Genomic DNA, 19,596 nt, shown 5'->3' on the forward strand with positions numbered 1-19,596 from the left:
ATGCAGCGCTGGAAAAAGTACGGACTCATTTTTAAACCCGATGGAATTTCTTCCTGGCAGAAGTCGCATGCCGCATTGCCAACTGCACTTCATCTTCATGACGATGTATTCAGAATTTATTTTACAAGCAGAGATGAAAACAACAGAACGTACTCCGGTTGGTTTGAAATAAATATTTTACAACCGGAAAAAATTCTCCGCAGAAGTTCATATCCTGTTCTTTCTCCTGGACCACTCGGATTTTTCGACGATCACGGTGTTCAAACGTGCAGTCTCGTAAAAGAAGGAGGCCGGATATGGCTTTATTATCTCGGCTGGAGTCCGGGTTTGACACAGCCGGTTTTTTATACTTCCATCGGTCTTGCTTATAGTGATGACGGCGGATTGAATTTTAAAAAATATTCACAAGCGCCAATTTTGGAGCGAAGTGAATTCGATCCATGGATGGTTTCGGGTTGCAGCGTGCTGAAAGAAAGTGACCGATGGAGAATGTGGTACATTTCCGGACAGAAATTTGAACTTACAGAAAAAGGAGCAAGATCATTCTACGATATTAAATACGCAGAGTCAGAAGATGGCATTCACTGGAAACGCGAAGGGATAATTTCTATTCCGCTTTTAAAAGGAGAAACAAATATTTCAAGAATTTCTATTCTGAAAACTTCAAACGGTTATCGGTGCTGGTATCCTTACAAGCGTGAAGAGCGTGGTTATAGAATTGGTTACGCAGAATCAAAAGACGGAATAAAATGGGAACGAAAAGATGAATTGGCAGGTATCGATGTTTCTGCTGACGGATGGGATTCGGAGGCGCTCGACAAGCAGGAAGTATTCGCACACAAAAATAAATTGTACATGCTGTACAACGGAAATCGTTTCGGATTCGATGGAATAGGAATGGCTGTTCTGGAAAAGGAATAAGATGACAGGAAATGAATTCATTCTGACTTTTGATGTGGACTGGGCGCCCGATTTCATGCTGCGTTTCATTCGTAAAAAACTTTCTTCAGCAGGAATAAGATCCACGTGGTTCATTACACACGAGAGCCCGGCGATCCGCGAAATGTTGCTTGATCCGATGATCGAGATCGGGCTTCATCCGAATTTTCTTCCGGGATCGTCGCACGGAAATTCAACCGAAGAAGTGATGGATCATCTTTTGAAGATCGCGCCCGCTGCCAGGAGTGTGCGCTCACACGCGGTAGTGCAATCAGGACAGTTGCTGAATTATTATGCGAAAAAAACAAAAATTAAAATTGATTCTACGATATTTCTTCCGGAGATGCCGCACATCCGCCCGGTGAATCATCTTTTGCCCGATGGGAATTTAGTTCGTGTTCCTTTTTTCTGGGCCGATGATTATGAATTGTGCAAATCAGAAAAAGAATGGAAACTCAAAAGTTATAGTGAGATGCCGGGATTGAAAGTGATGATGTTTCATCCTGTAAATATTTTTCTGAATACACCTTCGCTGAATTTTTACGCTGCTTTCAAAAAAAATAATCCGGATATGAAAATACTCAGCGAAGAAAGCGCTTCCGCTGCAGCCAATAAAAGTCAAAAAGGAGTGGAAAACTTTTTTGTAAATTTGATCGAATATCTTTCCGGGAAACCAACCTGGTTCCTGCACGATACTTTGAAACTCATTTAGCATTTATTCAGTGATCACACCCGACCACACCAGGCAATACAAAAAGGACGGATACTGTCTCGTAAAAAAATATCTCGATCCTTCTTTGCTGACTGAAATTCTAAATGAAGCGCGATCTATTTTCGATGTACAACTCCGGCGTAATGGAATTTCTCCCGGGAAAAACGCAGATCTCCATTCGTTTGAATTGGCTTTGTTCGAACTTTTCAAAAAAGATTACAATGGGTTTCTCGGCAGCGCAAAATTGGTTCAGCATACTTTATCCATGCATCGCCTTGCTGTGAGTGAAAAAATCGACTCGGCGCTGAAAAAAATCGGATTGAGCCATCCTGTTATTTGTGTGAAGCCCATTATTTTTTTCAATTCAAAATTTCTCGCAAAAATGGAAGGGCATTATAAAACACCGGCGCACCAGGATTGGAGAAGTATGCAGGGAAGCCTGAATTCAGTGGTGGTGTGGATGCCGCTTGTTCCTATTGATAAAGATCTTGGGGCTGTTGAATTTGTTCCCGGAAGTCACCGGCATGGATTGCTTGAAAGCGAAAAAGATGATTGGTATCGCCACGTGAATAATGCAGAGATCACTGAAAATAGTTTTGTTCCTGCAGAAGTTGAACCCGGAGATATGGTTCTCTTCTCCGCATTTCTCGTTCACCGTTCCGGAAATAATATTACGGATCGCATTCGCTGGTCAATGCATTTCCGCTATAATGATGTGCTCGATCCTTCTTTTGCACAGCGCAGTTTTCCGCATCCGTATGTTATCTATCGCCCGGAGCAGGAAATAATCACGCCCGGCTTTCCGACGAAGGAAGACCTGGATAAAACTTTTTCCTGAACTTTTATGCAAGAACGTTTCATCAGCGATCTGAACCAGTTGGAAAAAGGCGCACGCATCGCTTTGTATGGCGCCGGCGCAGTGGGAAAATATTTCCTGGATCAGTCTGAAAAAACAAAACATGTGAAAGTGGTTTGTTTCATTGACGATCAGAAAAAAGGAGAACGGTTTGGTTTGCCGGTTATCGACCCATCACAACTTGATTCTTTTCAACCCGATCTTGTTCTCATTACTACTTCTTATTGGCGGGAAGTGAGATTGAAACTCCAGGAAGTAAAATGGAATTCGTTCGCTATCGGAGATCCTTTTTTTGAAGAAGAGAAAACAGAAATAACAATTTGCCCTGCGCGGGGAACGGAGTTGAAATTTCACACACCGTCACGCGTGCTTCGGTTCATTGCCGATGCATTTGAAACGATCGAACCTAAAACGCTCGATTGGATCGATTCTTTTTCCGCCGGAGAAACGATGTACGATATCGGCGCCTCCAATGGAATGTTCGCCGTTTATGCTGCGGTGAAAAAAAATTGCTGTGTAGTTGCATTCGAACCCGATGCACAGAATTTTTCCGTACTTGAAATGAATCACTTTCTCAATAATAAAAAAATCAGCACGCCCATCATTTCTTTGAACGTTGCTGCTTCCGATAAATATGATCTCGGTTCATTTCACGCAGTGAATTACGGAGCCGGCCATCACAATAAAACGCTGGAAAAAAATTCTGATCTGCATACTGCTTATGCGCACACGCAAATGGTGCTTACCGCTTCGCTCGATAAACTCATTACTGATTTTAATTTGCCTGAACCTGATCATGTGAAGATCGATGTAGATGGAGCGGAGTGGAATGTGATGCAGGGAGCTGCAGGAAGACTTGCATCGGGAAAAGTGAGATCGTGGTTGATCGAATTACGGGAGGGCACACAGGAGGCGGAAAATATTTTCAACCTGATGCAAAAAAATAATTACGAGATGAAGGAACGACAGAAAATTGCGGAGATCATTGGTCCGCCTGTAGAAGGAGTTTACAATTTTCTATTTCTGAAAAAAGATGAGCACTGATTTTTCTGAAGACCGGACATTGTATCTTGCCTGGCAACTGGTGAAAAAACTGGAGCTTGACCTGCGCGGAATGCACGTGCTCACGGAATGTGCGAGTGGCGCGTATGCATACACCGCGCTCATGGCGTGTATGGCGGGTGCACAGGTCACCGCAGTCGGGCGCGATTCTTCATTCGGAACTTTTGTGGAAAATAAAAACACGCTGGAAAGATTGGTGAAGAAAGCAGATCTTCCCGGGAATGTTTCTATTTGCAGAAAAGAAGAAATTCAATCGTGGAATGAATTTGATATTGTAACCAATTCAGGTTTTGTCCGCCCTATCGATTCAGCGATCATCAACAAATTAAAAAAAGATGCGGTCATTTGCCTCATGTGGGAAACGTGGGAGCTCAGGAAAAATGAAATTGATATTCCCGCTGCTCAAAAAGCGTGCATTCCCGTGATCGGCACCAATGAGAATTATCCGCTCACCGATATGTTTCGGTACCCCGGATTACTTTCTTTGCATTTGCTTTTCAGGATGCAGATCGAAACCGGTAACAGTGATCTTGTTCTCGTTGGCGGCGGACTTACCGGGAAACTCATTGCGGAAATGTGGGAACGCATAGGATTGAAATTTGACTGGTTTACTAAAAATGGCAATGAACGTAAAACAAATTGCTTTCCTTATTCTGATCTGAAAACAATTTTGCAAAAAGAAAATATTGATGCCGTGATCTGTGCGGAGCATCGCGAAAATATTTTACTCGCCGGTGCAAATGCGGATCTGAAATTCACAGACCTCAAAAATAAATTTCCTCATTTGCGATGGGGACATATTTCGGGAACCATTGACGAAGAAGAATTGAAACGCTCCGGATTATTTCACCATCCCGAAAAGATAATGCCATTCGGATATATGACTTACAGCGGAGATTCACTCGGCCCCGCTGCAGTGCTTGAACTGAATGTAACGGGTTTGAAAGTCGGTGAAGTTTACACGCGCGCAAAAAGAGCAGGAGATGGAATGGAAAATGCAATTGCAGCAACGGTGAAACATGGCGCAGGGCAGGATTTCGAAGGAGGATTCATGAAATTCAATTCCGTGAAATAAAACTTCTTTGTGGTGAGAACAAAAATGAAAATCGAAAAAGACTAACTTTCCGGAATGGATTTGAAAACTCTTCTGATGGATCCGGCAATTGCCAGCGATCCCGAAAAGGTCGCGTTGCTGCAGAATATTGTGGGACTGCAAAATGCCATGCGAGATATTACGCTCACTCGCTTCGATCGCGCCAATCCTTTCATTGAAGATATCACCGACTGGAAAGAGCGGGGCGAACGTCTTTTCGGAAAAGGAAAAAATATTACGGTTTACAATTCATGCACAGTAGTTGGTAAAGTGGAAGTGGGTGAGAATACATGGATCGGCCCGTACACCGCGCTTGATGGAACCGCCGGATTGAAGATCGGGAAAGGATGTTCCATTTCTTCAGGTGTAAATATTGTTTCGCACGATTCGGTGAAGTGGGCGCTTAGTGGAGGAAAAAATCCGTATGAATATGGACCCATCGAGATCGGCGATTTTTGTTTTATAGGAACAGGAGCGTTCATTACAAGAGGTGTGAAGATCGGAAAGCATTGCCTCGTGGGAGCAGGAGCGGTGGTCACAAAAGATATTCCTGATTTTTCGATTGCGCTGGGTGTGCCTGCGATCGTCAGGGGAAAAGTGGTGGTGAACGGAGAAAATGTGGAATTAATTTTTCATTCCTGAAAAATGCATTACGCAGCCCTGATCTTCCTGCTGCCTTCGCTCCTCTCATTTATTTTCGGGAGACTCTTTGCAATTCCAGGTTCAGATAAATATTATCACAAACTTCTAATCGCACTTATTCGTACTAATAAATATTATCCCATCACCACGCACACTTGTTTTGTGAATACAACCAAACAGAGTTATCCGCAATTGGTTCACTGGTTGCTTTCTTTTTCCAACGACAAAACTTTCGAATGGTTCAATCGCAATATGCCATTTGCGATTAATTTTTTTCTCGGCATGAGTTGCATTTTTATTCTTCATCTTTTTCCGGGAATGCTTGGGATTACGCTTACTGAAAACCAAATACTCTTTTCTGCTCTCATTTATGCACTCGTGCCTTATGTCTTCAATCCCGGAAATGCAAAGAACGTGGGGCTGAGTGCAAGGGGAGTGGGTGTTCTTTTCGGATTGTGGTACACGTTTGCGTTGCTCGCCGTTCATCACGATCATGAAAATCAGATCATGATGGGAATTGCCGCTGCAAGCGCTTTTTTCATTTTGTTCTCCAGCCAGTTTGCTACGCAATACCTCGTGCTGGGAACAATTCTCATTTGTATTTTATTGCGCGATCCGCTCATTGCTTTGTTTCCATTCGCAGGATTTTTTATCTACCTCGTTTTTTTTCCACGGATCGCATTGCGTTCGATCGCTGGTCAATGGAGCCACAAAAAATTATATTTCACTCAACTTGCAGATCGCTTTATTCTGAAAACACGTTACAGTATCTGGCGCGATCTCGTGTATGATATTCCGAAAATATTATTGACCGACATACGGAAAGGATATAATCCATTGCGCGTTTTGTTCTCTGCTTTCCGCAAGCCATACATTGCAGGAAACCCGATGCTCATTGTTGTGACAGAAATGTTGCTCGTTCCATTGGCCTGTGTTGCGTACTGGTACGGGCGCGCGATCCCCGGAGTAGCATTGATTTCTGTTCCTGTGTGGACAACTCTTTCTCTTTTTTTTCTTACGAGTTTCCGCAAAACAAGATTTCTCGGTGAGCCGGAGCGCTATGTGGAATTTGCATTTTTGTTTGCAGCGGTTGTCGACGCGATGGTTTTTCCATTGATCGTCATTGGCATTTTACTTTTTCTTTCTTTCATCAGGATAATATTCATGGTAACACGATATGGTGCTGTTGCCGAACATCCGGATACCGCTTATGAGTCAGCAATACTTGAAGTGCATGAATTTCTTGTTGGTGAATGCAAAAATTTTATTCCAAGAATTATTTGTAACAGCACGAACGCGTGTAAATATCTTTTCGATGAGCGCATTCACCAGTACTATTATCTTGTGAATGCGGTGAAGAACGATGAGTTTTCTTTTTCAGAAATTTATTCGGAAAATTATTCTTACGTGTCGGAAAATATGCTGCCTGTTCTCGTTGAACGTTATCGTTTGAATTTCCTGGTAATCGATACAGCATTGATGAAAAAAAACATCGATCAACTGTTTCCGCCCGGCATCAGCCCAAAGCAGGTGTTCCGTAAGGATAGATTTATAGTATATTCAATGCCGGGAAATCAAAACCACAACAACGACCCGAAATGAACGGAAATTCTATTGGAAAAAATTCTTTTCTTGTTACCGGAGGCGCAGGATTCATCGGTTCCAATATCGTTCATTTCCTGGTGAAGAATAATGCGAAGGAAGTTCGTGTGCTGGATGATCTTTCAACCGGTTACAAAAAAAATCTCGAAGAAATTTCCGGCAAGATCCGTTTCATCGAAGCCGATATCCGTAACCCGGAGACTTGTATGAAAGCATGCGATTCGGTTGACATTGTTCTCCATCACGCAGCGCTTGGTTCTGTTCCTCGCAGTATTGCAAATCCGCTTGCGACCAATGCCGTGAATGTGGATGGATTTGTGAATATGCTGCATGCATCGGTTCAGAAAAAAATAAAACGTTTTGTTTATGCTTCTTCTTCTTCTGTTTATGGCGATGACATTCAAATGCCGAAAGTAGAAGAGCGTACGGGAAAATTGTTGTCGCCTTACGCAGTGACCAAAAGAACGAACGAAGAATATGCAAAAGTTTTTGCCGATGTGTATGGATTGCAAACGATCGGCCTCCGTTATTTCAATGTGTTTGGCCCGCATCAGAGTGTGAATGGACCGTATGCAGCCGTTATTCCTCTTTTCATTAATGCTTTGATGGAAGGAAAAAGTGCGACCATCTTCGGCGATGGAAAAAATACGCGCGATTTTACTTTTGTGGAAAATGTTGTTCGTGCGAATATGTGCGCCGCATTTGCAGACACCATCGGGACTTCTTCACCTGTTCTTAACATTGCTTTTGGTTCTACCGTTTCACTCAATGAATTGTTCAGTGTTATCGCCAGCCAGCTTGGTTCTTCATTGAAACCGGAGTATGGTGCTTTCCGCAAAGGAGATATACGCGATAGTTGGGCCGATATTTCAAAAGCAATTTCCCTTATCGGTTATCAGCCTGTTGTCGGATTGAATGAAGGTCTGAAAAAAACGATCGACTGGTTCAGGTCATTGGCCGGAAAATGATGACCCGGAAAAAAATTCTTTTCGTCCTGGGAAATATGAACCAGGGAGGGGCTGAACGGCAGTCCGTTTATCTGGCTGAATGGTTGCGTTCCAACACAACCCATGAATTGCGCTTCATTTCTTTTTCAGGACCCGGACGCGTGAATGAAAAACTGGATAAACTCGGAATCCCGCATACCGTCATCCCATTCAACTTTCATTTCATCGATCATTTCGGCGCTCTTGGAATGAACCGGCATTCATTGAAATATTTCCGCGAATTGAAAAGAGAAAAAAACAGTTACGCCGAAAAACTGAAACAATTCTCGCCCGATGTGCTTATGCCATTCACCTATTACCCGAACGTGGTTTGCGGCCTGGCCAGGAAAAATTCAGGCGCAAAGATCTGTATCTGGAACCAGCGCGACATTGGCCTTGAAGGAATGACGGGAAGTTATCCGGAAAAACTTGCAGTGAAAGGAACAACTCATTTTGTTTCCAATTCAACGCAGGGCGCCGCATTCATGAAAGAAAAACTGAACATCGCGGACGCAAACCTTCGCGTGATCCACAACGGGATTGTGATCCCGGGAAATGAAACAGGAAAAAATGCTGAAGAATTTCATCTTCCTGAAAATTATTTTCGCGTCGTTATGCTTGCGAATTTTCATCCGAACAAAGATCATGATACGCTCGTGCGCGCGTGGAAAAAAGTTGTCGATGCTTGTGCTGACCGGAAGCCACAACTTATCTGCGCAGGAAAATTCGGGGGAACCGAATCTAAACTCCGCGTATTGGCGAAAGAACTGAATATTGAAAATGAAATTATTTTTCTTGACAGTGTGAAAGATGTAGATGGCTTGTTACGCATTTGTGATCTGTGCGTACACAGTTCACGCCTCGAAGGAAATCCGAATGCAGTGATGGAAGCTATGGCTGCAGGTTTGCCTGTTGTAGCAACTGACATTGAAGGTTGCAGAGAAGTACTCGGAAATGATTATCCTTATTTATGCAAAGCAGGCGATGCAGAACAGATGTCGTCGCTCATCCTGAAATTTATTTCAGATGAAAAACCCGGAAAAAAAGTTGGCGGGCAGAATAAGAAACGCATTGAATCGGATTTTTCCATTGACAAAATGGGAAAGAGTTACCTTGAATTGATCGAAGCAAAATGAAAAATTCACAATGAAATTACTGGTCTATTCACCGGATGCATGGTCGGTTTTCTTTCCGCATACGAATTTCATTTTCGGCGGGATCGAGATCGAAGCTGCGCATTACGCAAGAGGGCTTTCTGAAAAAGGAATAGAAGTAACGGTGGTTACACGCGATCATGATGAAGGAATGAAAATGTCGGGGAAAGTGAAAGTGATCGGTTACCCGGGAATGAAAGGACAGGGCCATTGGGAAAAAAGCAGGTCGCTGGCGAATAAGATCAAGAACAGGTTGGCCGGTGAAAAAAGGACAGTCACGCTCGTTGAATTCATCGCGCAGTGCGATCCTGATATTATTTATTTGCAGGGATTTTCAAAACAAGCGCTGGAAATCTCGGAATACGCAAAAAAAACAAAAAAGAAATTCATTCTGCGTATCGCGAGTGATATGGATCTCGGCGGAAAAAACTTTGATCAGAAAGAAACCGAAGAATGGAACAGAATTTCGCTGGAACAATTAAAAAATATTGTGATATGTTCAAATCACATTTTTGTTCAGAATCGTTCGCAACTGGAAATGCTGGAACGTTTCAGTGCAAAAGGTGAAGTGTTGTACAACCCGGTCGATCTTGAGCATCACGCGGATAATAAGATTGAAAAAAAATACGATGCTCTGTGGGTTGGAAAAAGCAGCGGTGTAAAACGCCCGGAACTCATGCTGGAGATCGCGCGAATAATGAAGTCGAATTCTTTCTGCATGGTTTGTAATCGTCTCGATGCGGAAATGCATGACCGGCTCAAACAATCGGTACCCCCGAATGTCAATTGGCTGAATACTGTTCCTGCCGATCAGATCGAATCACTTTTTGCATCATCGAAATTGCTCATCAACACTTCTTCATTCGAAGGATTCCCGAATACATTTCTGCAGGCGGCAAAATACGGCGTCCCGGTGATCTCAATGAATGTTGATCCCGAAGGAATGCTTTCCAAACATCACGCTGGAATTGTTGCCGGAGATTCGCTGGAAAAAGTAATTGGCGAAACGGAAAATATCCTCCAGCAGGAAGAAATTTATCAGCGCATGTCGGCAGCTGCAAAAAATTACGTCACACAATTCCACGACAAAAAAAAGATCATGGAAAGATTTTACAGGGTGCTGCAGGAACTCAGTTCCTGATTCTTGCCGTACCTTTCCGGAAATTTCAGCGCACCGTTGCCGCGATCGATGAAAAAGACATTATTTCTTTTTACAAAAAAATTCCCGTTCGACAGGCAGGAAAAATATATTTCCGACGAGTTGTCCTTTCTCGCCGAAAAATTTTCCAGGATCATTATCATTCCCTCAGAATATTTTGATGAAGAACGCACTCCCGTCTATCCATTGCCATCCAATACAGAAATACTCCTCATCAATAAACTTCCGGGACTTTCCGGTGCGCCGAAAAAACACTGGGGAGAATTTCTTTCTGTGTTTTTCTCCGAATTTTTTTCTCATCCGAAAAGAAAATATTTTTTTCGTTTTACAAAAAGATACGCGTCCATTCTTCTTTACCAGCAGGCGAGTGCCGATGCATTTACAAAATGGTTGAATGAAAATAAGATCGACATCGGAAATTCTGTTTTCTATACGTATTGGCTGCATAATTCTTCCCTGATGCTGGCATTGCTGAAAAAAAGAAATATCATCCGTTATTTTTTTTCACGCGCACATTCCATCGATCTCTACAACGAATGGTGGCCGGGTATCTCGGAAAAAATGACACCGCTGCCTTTTATGATGTTCAAATTGAAATGGATTGATAAAGTTGCCGCGATCTCCGAACACGGTTGTCTTCATCTTAAAAAGTATTATCCGTCTTATGTTTCGAAATTCACGTATGCACGCCTGGGCGTAGACGATCTTGGTGAACGGAAAAACAGGAGCGGAAAAGAATTCACTGTTGTCACCTGTTCGAATCTTTCCGCCAATAAAAGAATCCAGCGCATGCCGGGTATTCTTTCGCGACTGAAAATTCCTGTGCGATGGATCCATTATGGAGGAGAAGGTATCGCACTCGAAGAACTCATTAAACAAACTTCGCTTCTGTCTTCCAATATTAAATCTGATCTCCGCGGATTCACCAACAACGCGATCATCGCGAAGGAATATGCGGAAGGCGATATCGATCTTTTTATCAACCTGAGTCGTTGTGAGGGAATTCCGGTTTCAATCATGGAAGCACAACGATTCGGAATTCCTTCCATGGCAACTGCAGTTTACGGAACGCCCGAAATCGTGAATGAAGAAAACGGACATTTGCTGCCCGAAGAATTTTCGGATGAAGAAGCTGCCGGATTTATTTCGAGTCTTGCAGGTGATCTTGAACTACAGAAAAAATTATCGGAAAATTCTCGCCGGCATTTCCTGAAATATTTCCTCGCGCCCTCTAATTTCCGCGATTTTATCAGCCGGATCCTGTTGTTCTGACGTCGCTCTATTTTCCGTAATTTAGTGCTTCCAACCAGAGCGTATGCTTGTCTCCGTAATTATTACTGCTTACAATTATGCTCGCTACCTCGAACGTGCAATTCGCAGTGTGCAAAATCAATCGCTCGATCCTTCGCAGTTCGAAATTATTGTGATCGACGATGCGAGTACAGACGAAACACCAAGAGTGCTCGAAAATTATGGAGAGAAGATCCGCCTCTTCCGGATGGAAAAAAATATCGGTCTCGCGGCTTCACGGAATTTCGGAATAAAAAAAGCACACGGACAATATGTTCTGTTCCTTGATGCCGATGATTACATTCACTCCGATCTGCTGAAAGTTCAATCTATTTTTCTTATTGAAAACAATCGTCTTGATGCGGTGGCTGTCGATTATCATGTGGTGAATGAATTCGGCGATCATATTGAATGGATCGACGCATCCCTGAAACCAATTGCATGCGGCATCATGTTCCGCAAAGATCGTTTGTTCGATATCGGTTTGTATGACGATGATTTCCGCGCAAGAGAAGATGAGGATTTCAGAATTCGTTTCCTGAAAAAATATAATATCTACAATATCATTCTTCCGCTTTACCGTTATCGCCGTCACGGAGGAAATCTCACCGACAACGAAGCTGAAATGGAAAAGTATCGCCGCAAACTCGACCAGAAACACAACGGATCAAATTCCTGATATGTATTTTACTGAAACTGAAAGAACAGGATTAAGGCCGGTCACTGCCGATGATGCAACCCCGGAATATCTTTCCTGGCTCAATGATCCGGAAGTTACAGTGGGACTGGAGACCGGAATTTTTCCTTCATCGGCCGCTTCGCTCGAAGCATTTCTCGATCACGTTTCGAAAAGTAAATCGGATGTGATGTTCGCCATCATCGACAAAGAAAAAAAGAAACACATCGGGAATATCAAACTCGGCAATATCAACTGGGTCCATCGTAATGGTGAACTGGGAATTCTCATCGGCGATAAAAATTCGTGGGGAAAAGGTTTCGGAAAAGATGCGTGTGTGTTGCTCGTGAAATACGCTTTTGAAAAACTAAATCTTCATAAAGTCTGGCTCACGGTTTTTTCCAATAATGAAACCGCGGTTGAGCTTTATAAAAAACTGGGTTTTGTACAGGAAGGTTGCCTTCGCGAACATGTTTTCTCCAATGGAAAATTCGTGGATAAGATCATCATGTCTGTTTACAATTCAAAAGGATGAATCCGCTGATCTTCATACAGGCCCGCATGGGCTCCACACGTCTGCCGGGAAAAGTTCTGAAACCCATCGGTGGAAAACTTCAATTACAGCATCTCATTGACCGTCTTGGCGTGTACACGGGTCGCGGGCAGGTGGTTGTAGTTACGAGTGATAAAAAAACAGATGATGCGATTGAAAAATTCTGTGTTGAACAGGAAATAAAATTTTTCCGCGGAAGTGAAGAGGATGTTCTGGACCGGTTTTATAAAGCGGCAAAAAAATTTGGTGCCTCATCCAACACCACCATCGTTCGCATTACCGCAGATTGTCCTTTGCATCACGAGAGCGTGATCCGTTTTGCACTCGATGAATTTGCAAGACACGAACTGGATTATTTCACCAATTCATTTGCCCCGCATTTCGAAGACGGATGCGATACGGAAGTTTTCCGGTACAGTGTACTGGAGCAAACGTGGAAAGAAGCCGATCTGCAATCGCAACGCGAACATGTGACTCCTTACATGAAAGATTCGGGAAAATTTCTCGCCGGTTATAAAAAATACGATCCGCGGTATTGTTTCAAACTTTCGGTGGATACTCCCGAAGATCATGAAGCAATAGAAAATATTTTCAAAACACTCGCTCCCTCAGCAGATTTTACGATCACCCAGGTGGTAGATCTTATTCTGCGTGATCCTTCAATTATTGCTGCGAATAAAAAAAGCGTGATCAATGCGGGCTATGCAAGATCGCTTAGCGAAGACAAAAAAATAAAATAGAATTCTTTCCGGATGGAAAAGAAATACATTTCAGATTTCACACGGTCGGATGAGTATCGAAGAACAATTCACGATCTTATTCCGGGAGGCGCGCATACGTATTCAAAAGGTGATGACCAATTTCCTTTGCATTCTCCGGCTGCAATTGTTCGGGGAAAAGGATCGCATGTGTGGGATGCCGATGGAAATGAATACATCGAATGTTTACTCGGACTTGCATCGGTGAGTCTCGGGCATGCATACGAGCCGGTGCTGGCGCGTGTGCGTGAAGAATTGGAAAAAGGAAATAATTTTTCGAGGCCTTCTGTGATCGAGAAAGAGATGGCGGAAAAATTTCTTTCGCTTGTTGATGGACATGACCTGATCAAGTATGCAAAGAATGGTTCCGTTGTTACTACTGCAGCGGTAAAGCTCGCACGTGCATACACGGGAAGAAAATTAATAGCGCGCCCTGCAGACCATCCATTCTATTCTTACGATGATTGGTTCATCAGTTCTACTGCTGCGAATTTCGGGATCCCGCAGGAAATTGCCGCTATGACGGTGATGTACAAAGCGGATGATCTTTCCTCACTCAGGGAACTGTTTGAAGAATATCCCGGGCAAATTGCATGCGTGATCTCTGAACCGGAGAAAATAAATATCCTGGAAAAAGATTATCTCAAAAATGCGATCGATCTCACGCACCAGCACGGTGCATTGTATATCGCTGATGAAATGATCACCGGTTTCAGAACGGCGTTCCCGGGTTCCTGTGCAAAGTTCGGCGTCGTTCCCGATTTGGCCACCTGGGGAAAAGGAATTGCAAATGGATTTTCATTCTGCGCACTCACCGGGAAAAAAGAAGTGATGGAACTCGGCGGCATCCGCAGGAAAGGTGAACGTAAACTTTTTCTTGTTTCAACAACTCACGGTGGAGAAACGTGTTCGATCGCTGCCGGCCTTGCTACAATAAATGAATTTGAAACAAAGGATGTGTTAAAACACAACCATGCTATTGGCGATATTTTTGTGAATGGAATAAAGTCGCTGATAGAAAAGCACGGATTAAATGAGTACATCGATCAACTCCAGTTCAACTGGCATGCAAGCATGGGATTCCGCAATGCAAAAAAAGAAGCAGATTTCGGAATGCGAACGTTGTTCAACCAGGAACTGATCAAACGAGGCGTTTTGTTCCAGGGAATATTCTGTCCCTGCTTCAGCCACACGAAAGAAGATATGGATCATATTCTATGGGCGGCCGATGAAGCAATGAGTGTTTACAAAAAAGGACTGGATGACGGTTATGAAAAATATCTTGCTGGTGATAGCATCAAACCCGTTTTCAGAAAAATTATCTGACATGAAAAACATCAGAACAACAGATCCGGATCTTATTGATTTCAAAACAAAATTTGATCTCCGGGAAAAAGTGATCATCATCACGGGCGGATGCGGGCTCATCGGGCGCGCGTTTGCAGAAGCTTGCGCACAGTTTGGCGCGCACGTGGTGATCGCCGATATCAAAGCTGCGAACCCGGCTGTAAAAGCAGATGCACTTGAAAAAAAGCACGCGCGTAAAATGCTTGGAATAGAAGTGGATGTTGCCGACCGGAATTCTGTGATGAGTTTGAAAGAAAATGTGCTGGGTTCATTCGGGAAAATAGACGGACTCATCAATGGCCACCAGAATAAAACAAATAATTTTTTCCAGAAGTTCGAAGAATATTCCGATGAGAACTGGGATGCGGTGGTGCAAACGAATCTGAAAGGAACTTTTCTCACCTGCCAGGTTATCGGTTCTCACATGGCGGAGAAGGGCAGTGGCGCCATCATTAATATTCCTTCTACCTATTCTGTCGTTGCGCCGAATCAGAATCTTTACAAAGGAACTTCCATCGGTTGCCCGGCGGCTTATTCTGCTTCGAAAGGTGGAGTGGAAGCGTTATCCCAATATCTTTCTACTTACTGGGCGGCGAAAGGAGTTCGCGTGAACCAGGTCACTCCGCATGGTGTGTGGAATAATCATGAAGATCAGTTCGAGAAGAATTTCGCCAACTTTTCTCCGATGCAACGAATGAGTTACAATCACGAAGTGGCGAGCGCCGCAATTTTTTTACTCAGCGATGCTTCCAGTTATGTTACGGGACACAATCTGATTGTGGATGGCGGTTGGACAGCATGGTAAATTTTAAATCTGAGCAATGAAAAATATTTTAAAATTCATCAGCGATTACGATTCGAAAATTCTCACGCGCCCGTATGTGATCGCGGAAGCGGGAGTGAATCACGAAGGATCGATGGAACTGGCGAAACGTCTCATCGATGAAGCGGCTGAAGCCGGGGCCGATGCCATTAAATTTCAAACTTACAAAGCCGACACGATCGCGAGTAAAGACAGCCCGTACTATTGGGATATTACAAAGGAACCCACGCGCAGCCAGCACGAACTTTTTCAGAAGTACGATAAGTTCTGGAAGAAAGAATACGAAGAGTTGAAAAAATATTGTGACAAAGCAGGAATTGAATTCATGTCAACTGCATTCGACGTGGAGTCGGCAAATTTTCTAAACGACCTGATGCCGGTCTATAAAATTTCTTCCAGCGATATCACCAATCTTCCTTTCATTGAACACCAGTGTCGTTTCGGAAAACCTGTTATTCTTTCGACAGGATCCTCGTATCATTGGGAAATTCAGCAGGCGCTCGACACCATTGCAAAGCATGGGAATAAAGTGGTGCTCATGCATTGTATTCTCAATTATCCTACGCTTGATGAAAATGCAAATCTCGGAATGCTCATCGACCAGGTACATCATTATCCGCAAACCATTCCCGGTTATTCCGATCACACACTTCCGGGAAAAATGGAAGTGTTGAAATTGGCGACTCACCTTGGCGCTGCATTTCTCGAAAAACATTTTACGCATGATAAATCACTTCCCGGTAATGATCATTACCATGCGATGGATAAAAATGATCTGAAACATTTCAACAGTGAAATGGATTTCACTTTCAAAGTACTGGGGTCTTTTAAAAAACTTCCGCTGACGGGCGAAGAAAAATCGAGAGCGAATGCGCGCAGGAGCTTAGTAGCAAAAAGAAATATAGCGGAAGGGAAAGTGGTGGAATTCGATGACCTTACGTGGAAACGCCCTGCATCAGGGATCAGCCCGAAAGATATCGATCAGCTCATTGGTAAAAAATCTTTACGCGCTATAAAAGAAGATGAAGTTCTGAAATGGAATATGTTTAACTGAACGGCATGAAGACACCTGCATTTGTTTCAAAGATACTTATCCGCCGAGGATTTGAAAGATTACGGTTGTATTTAGACACAACCCGTGAGGAAAAATGGAATTCGGAACGGGTCATAGATTTTCTTTTTTCAAAACAGGGAGAGTTGATACGCCCCTGGCAGTTCAGGGAGGAAATGGAACAACTCGCAGCTTTGATCGAAGAAATAAAACCTGCCGTTGCCGTGGAGATCGGCACTGCAAATGGAGGTACGCTTTTTATGACGGCGCGGCTTTCTGCACCGGATGCGATCCTTGTTTCCATCGATCTTCCCGAAGGGCCTTACGGTGGCGGTTATCCTGAAAGCAAAGTGCTGGTCTATCGTTCCTTTTCCTGCAATGAACAGAAAATTGAACTGGTGCGCGACGATTCGCATACGGAGAAAACATTCGAAGGATTGAAAAAAAATCTGGACGGTAAAAAAATAGATTATCTTTTTATTGATGGCGATCATTCCTACGACGGCGTAAAAAAAGATTTTGAAATGTATTCTGCACTAGTAAGACCCGGAGGATGGGTCGCTTTCCATGATATCGTTGTTCATCCTGATGAAACAACGAACGTTTACAAATTCTGGGCGGAGATCAAAAAAAATTATGAGCACAGGGAATTCGTGAAAGACTGGAACCAGAAACGTTTCGGTATCGGTGTGCTAAAGATGAAGTAGTAATAAGTTCATGACATCTTTTCTTTTTGTAACACATCTTACACCTGCGGCAAAACGTTCGAAGCTGCGTTCTGCGCTGAATGCTTTGTATTTCCGCGCACTTAAAGAACAAACGTGGAAAGAATGGAAAGTCCTTATTCTCGGGGACGAAGAAAAAACAGAAGGGAGATTCCACTATGTTCACCTTCCGGATTCGGGGCGTGAAGAAAAATTTGCAGCGATAAAAGATATTTTTTCACGTCCTGAAATAAAAAAACTTTTCAGCGAAGCAAAATATACTGTGAAGCTCGACGATGATGACCTCATCAATCCTCACATTCTTGAAAACGCTGCCGGACTTGATTTCGATATTTATTTCGATTCCTTTCACACTTTTATCGATTCTTCGAGCGGGGTCATCACGCAACAGCAACGGGAATGGATGGCAAGTACCTGTATTCACCGGAGTGAACATTTACTGAAAGAGTGGAATGGGCCAGGAAGTTCTTCCGTGGGAAATTTGCTCTATACCGACCACAGCAAATCGTGGCATTTGTATTACAGCAACAAAAAAAAGATCGCGGCGGAAAAAGAACATCCGGTTTATGCGCGCATTCTCTCCCCTTCATCCATTACTTCCGGTGCAGGATCCGGTAGCGTGCCATTCAACGATATTTCTTTTGAAAAATATTATGATTACCTCCACGCTTTCGGTGAATGGAAAAAAGCAGCTACAAAAGATTTTGACGCTTATTTGCCTGCACTTGCTGATGCCTGGAAAGAATTTTCAGGAAAAGAACAAATGCCGATTTCTTCATCAGGAAAAAAAGGAAACTCCAATTTCTTTCGCCGCCTGTTCGGAACATGAATTTACAAGGGCAGGGAACACTCCTGAATGATTATCTTAGCTGAGCTTCACCAATGAATCACGATGAATAAAGAGATAGAAAAATATTTCGACCGGCTCTGGCCTATTTGCCGCAGCATCACCGGCAACGGGCTGCGTGATTCTTTAAAGATCATCAGCGAAATTATTCCGCTTCAGTTAAAGGAAGTGCCTACAGGAAAAAAAGTCTTCGACTGGGAAATTCCGAAAGAATGGAATATCAGCGACGCGTGGATACTCGGGCCGGATGGAAAAAAATACGCGGAGTTAAAAAAGAACAACCTTCATGTTGTAAATTATTCCGTTCCTGTTGATGCTGAAATTTCATTTGATGAACTCAAAGATCATCTTCATATTCTTCCCAATGCAATTCCTTACGTCACTTCTTACTATAAAGAAACATGGGGATTCTGCATGTCAGAAAAAGAATTCAGTGAAATGCCAAAGAATGGAAAATTCAAAGTGAAGATCGATTCGGAATTGAAAAACGGTTCGCTCACTTTTGGGGAAGCTGTGATCCCGGGAACCAGCGACAGGGAAATTCTGATCTCCACTTATGTTTGTCATCCTTCGATGGCGGTGAATGAACTTTCGGGCCCGCTGGTTGCTGCTTTTCTTTATAAAAGATTAATTTCTGAAAATAAAAAAAGCCGGCACACGATCCGTTTTGTTTTTGCTCCGGAAACTATCGGTGTTATTGCATTTCTTGCGGAAAGAGGAATGCATCTCAAAGAAAAACTCGATGCAGGTTACGTCGTGACCTGCGTGGGCCACGCTGGAAAATTAAATTACAAAAGATCCAAAAGAGGAAATTCCATTGCTGATAAAACGGCAGAACATGTGCTGAAATATTCCGGCGAAGAATTTGATCTTCGCGATTTTTCCATTGGAGGAAGTGATGAACGCCAATATTGTTCCGCAGGTTTTAATTTCCCCGTTGGATCGCTCATGCGCACACCTTACAAGGAATATTCCGAATATCATTCTTCGCTCGACAATAAAAGCATTATTGATTTCAGCGCAATGGAAAAAACTATTTCTGTTTACGCGGAGATCATTGACGCTATCGGTGCGAATCAGAAATACACGGTCACGCAACCTTATTGCGAACTACAGTTGGGTAAACGCGGAATGTATCCGCAGCAGGGGGGGAATTCTCAGCTCGCGCAGCAGACGCGTGATCTCCTTCATTTACTAAGCTATGCTGACGGAACTATCGATCTCATTGACATTGCAGAAAAGATTCGTGTGCCGGTTTCACAATTGATACCTATTGTCGAAAACTGTCTCGCTAAAGATCTGCTTCGCGGTGAGAAATGAA

General features: G+C 43.3%; 20 protein-coding genes. All 20 read left to right on the forward strand.

All coding sequences use genetic code 11. The annotated features are described in order from the left end of the window. The 20 genes from HY064_12105 to HY064_12200 all read left to right on the forward strand — a co-directional run bounded on the left by HY064_12105 (position 1) and on the right by HY064_12200 (position 19,595). The gene (locus HY064_12105; GenBank protein ID MBI3511400.1) at positions 1 to 921 is read left to right on the forward strand and encodes a hypothetical protein; all 921 of its coding nucleotides are present in this window, start codon (positions 1 to 3) and stop codon (positions 919 to 921) included. Position 922: 1 nt separating this feature from the next. Next, positions 923 to 1,651, forward strand: coding sequence for a hypothetical protein (locus HY064_12110; GenBank protein ID MBI3511401.1), 729 nt, complete (start codon positions 923 to 925; stop codon positions 1,649 to 1,651). Positions 1,652 to 1,661: 10 nt separating this feature from the next. Then, entirely contained in the window at positions 1,662 to 2,489 is an 828-nt protein-coding gene (locus tag HY064_12115) for a phytanoyl-CoA dioxygenase family protein (protein MBI3511402.1), read from the forward strand. 6 nt (positions 2,490 to 2,495) lie between these two features. Continuing rightward, complete coding sequence (locus HY064_12120; GenBank protein MBI3511403.1) at positions 2,496 to 3,551, forward strand: FkbM family methyltransferase; 1,056 nt, start codon at positions 2,496 to 2,498, stop codon at positions 3,549 to 3,551. After that, positions 3,541 to 4,644 carry a hypothetical protein gene (locus HY064_12125; protein ID MBI3511404.1) on the forward strand — a complete coding sequence of 368 codons (1,104 nt, stop codon included), beginning with the start codon at positions 3,541 to 3,543 and terminating at the stop codon, positions 4,642 to 4,644. The genes HY064_12120 and HY064_12125 overlap by 11 nt, the downstream gene beginning before the upstream one ends. A 54-nt stretch (positions 4,645 to 4,698) precedes the next feature. Continuing rightward, on the forward strand, positions 4,699 to 5,304 hold the full coding sequence (locus HY064_12130; protein ID MBI3511405.1) for an acyltransferase: 606 nt from the start codon (positions 4,699 to 4,701) through the stop codon (positions 5,302 to 5,304). A 3-nt stretch (positions 5,305 to 5,307) separates the two neighbouring features. Next, positions 5,308 to 6,906 carry a hypothetical protein gene (locus HY064_12135; GenBank protein ID MBI3511406.1) on the forward strand — a complete coding sequence of 533 codons (1,599 nt, stop codon included), beginning with the start codon at positions 5,308 to 5,310 and terminating at the stop codon, positions 6,904 to 6,906. Further along, positions 6,903 to 7,874, forward strand: coding sequence for an SDR family oxidoreductase (locus HY064_12140; GenBank protein MBI3511407.1), 972 nt, complete (start codon positions 6,903 to 6,905; stop codon positions 7,872 to 7,874). Before HY064_12135 ends, HY064_12140 begins: the two co-directional genes overlap by 4 nt. Next, positions 7,871 to 9,028 (forward strand): glycosyltransferase, encoded by a 1,158-nt coding sequence (locus HY064_12145; GenBank protein MBI3511408.1) that lies wholly within the window; start codon positions 7,871 to 7,873, stop codon positions 9,026 to 9,028. Before HY064_12140 ends, HY064_12145 begins: the two co-directional genes overlap by 4 nt. 10 nt (positions 9,029 to 9,038) lie before the next feature. Further along, complete coding sequence (locus tag HY064_12150) at positions 9,039 to 10,187, forward strand: glycosyltransferase family 4 protein (protein MBI3511409.1); 1,149 nt, start codon at positions 9,039 to 9,041, stop codon at positions 10,185 to 10,187. Positions 10,188 to 10,235: 48 nt separating this feature from the next. Then, positions 10,236 to 11,477: a glycosyltransferase gene (locus HY064_12155; protein ID MBI3511410.1), complete on the forward strand. Its 1,242-nt coding sequence runs from the start codon at positions 10,236 to 10,238 to the stop codon at positions 11,475 to 11,477. A gap of 43 nt (positions 11,478 to 11,520) precedes the next feature. After that, on the forward strand, positions 11,521 to 12,174 hold the full coding sequence (locus HY064_12160; protein MBI3511411.1) for a glycosyltransferase family 2 protein: 654 nt from the start codon (positions 11,521 to 11,523) through the stop codon (positions 12,172 to 12,174). Between the two features lies 1 nt (position 12,175). Then, complete coding sequence (locus HY064_12165) at positions 12,176 to 12,706, forward strand: GNAT family N-acetyltransferase (GenBank protein ID MBI3511412.1); 531 nt, start codon at positions 12,176 to 12,178, stop codon at positions 12,704 to 12,706. Next, positions 12,703 to 13,464, forward strand: coding sequence for a glycosyltransferase family protein (locus HY064_12170; GenBank protein ID MBI3511413.1), 762 nt, complete (start codon positions 12,703 to 12,705; stop codon positions 13,462 to 13,464). Before HY064_12165 ends, HY064_12170 begins: the two co-directional genes overlap by 4 nt. Positions 13,465 to 13,476: 12 nt before the next feature. Further along, entirely contained in the window at positions 13,477 to 14,808 is a 1,332-nt protein-coding gene (locus HY064_12175; protein MBI3511414.1) for a glutamate-1-semialdehyde 2,1-aminomutase, read from the forward strand. A gap of 1 nt (position 14,809) precedes the next feature. Then, a complete protein-coding gene (locus HY064_12180; protein ID MBI3511415.1) occupies positions 14,810 to 15,634 on the forward strand; it encodes an SDR family oxidoreductase in 825 nt (274 codons plus the stop codon). Positions 15,635 to 15,650: 16 nt separating this feature from the next. Further along, positions 15,651 to 16,706 (forward strand): N-acetylneuraminate synthase family protein, encoded by a 1,056-nt coding sequence (locus HY064_12185; GenBank protein MBI3511416.1) that lies wholly within the window; start codon positions 15,651 to 15,653, stop codon positions 16,704 to 16,706. 5 nt (positions 16,707 to 16,711) lie between these two features. Beyond that, positions 16,712 to 17,410: a class I SAM-dependent methyltransferase gene (locus HY064_12190; protein MBI3511417.1), complete on the forward strand. Its 699-nt coding sequence runs from the start codon at positions 16,712 to 16,714 to the stop codon at positions 17,408 to 17,410. 10 nt (positions 17,411 to 17,420) lie between these two features. Continuing rightward, the gene (locus HY064_12195; protein MBI3511418.1) at positions 17,421 to 18,257 is read left to right on the forward strand and encodes a hypothetical protein; all 837 of its coding nucleotides are present in this window, start codon (positions 17,421 to 17,423) and stop codon (positions 18,255 to 18,257) included. A 63-nt stretch (positions 18,258 to 18,320) separates the two neighbouring features. Then, on the forward strand, positions 18,321 to 19,595 hold the full coding sequence (locus HY064_12200) for a DUF4910 domain-containing protein (protein MBI3511419.1): 1,275 nt from the start codon (positions 18,321 to 18,323) through the stop codon (positions 19,593 to 19,595). Position 19,596: the final 1 nt, after the last annotated feature.

The sequence above is a fragment of the Bacteroidota bacterium genome (genome assembly GCA_016194975.1).
Classification (GTDB): Bacteria; Bacteroidota; Bacteroidia; order Palsa-965; family Palsa-965.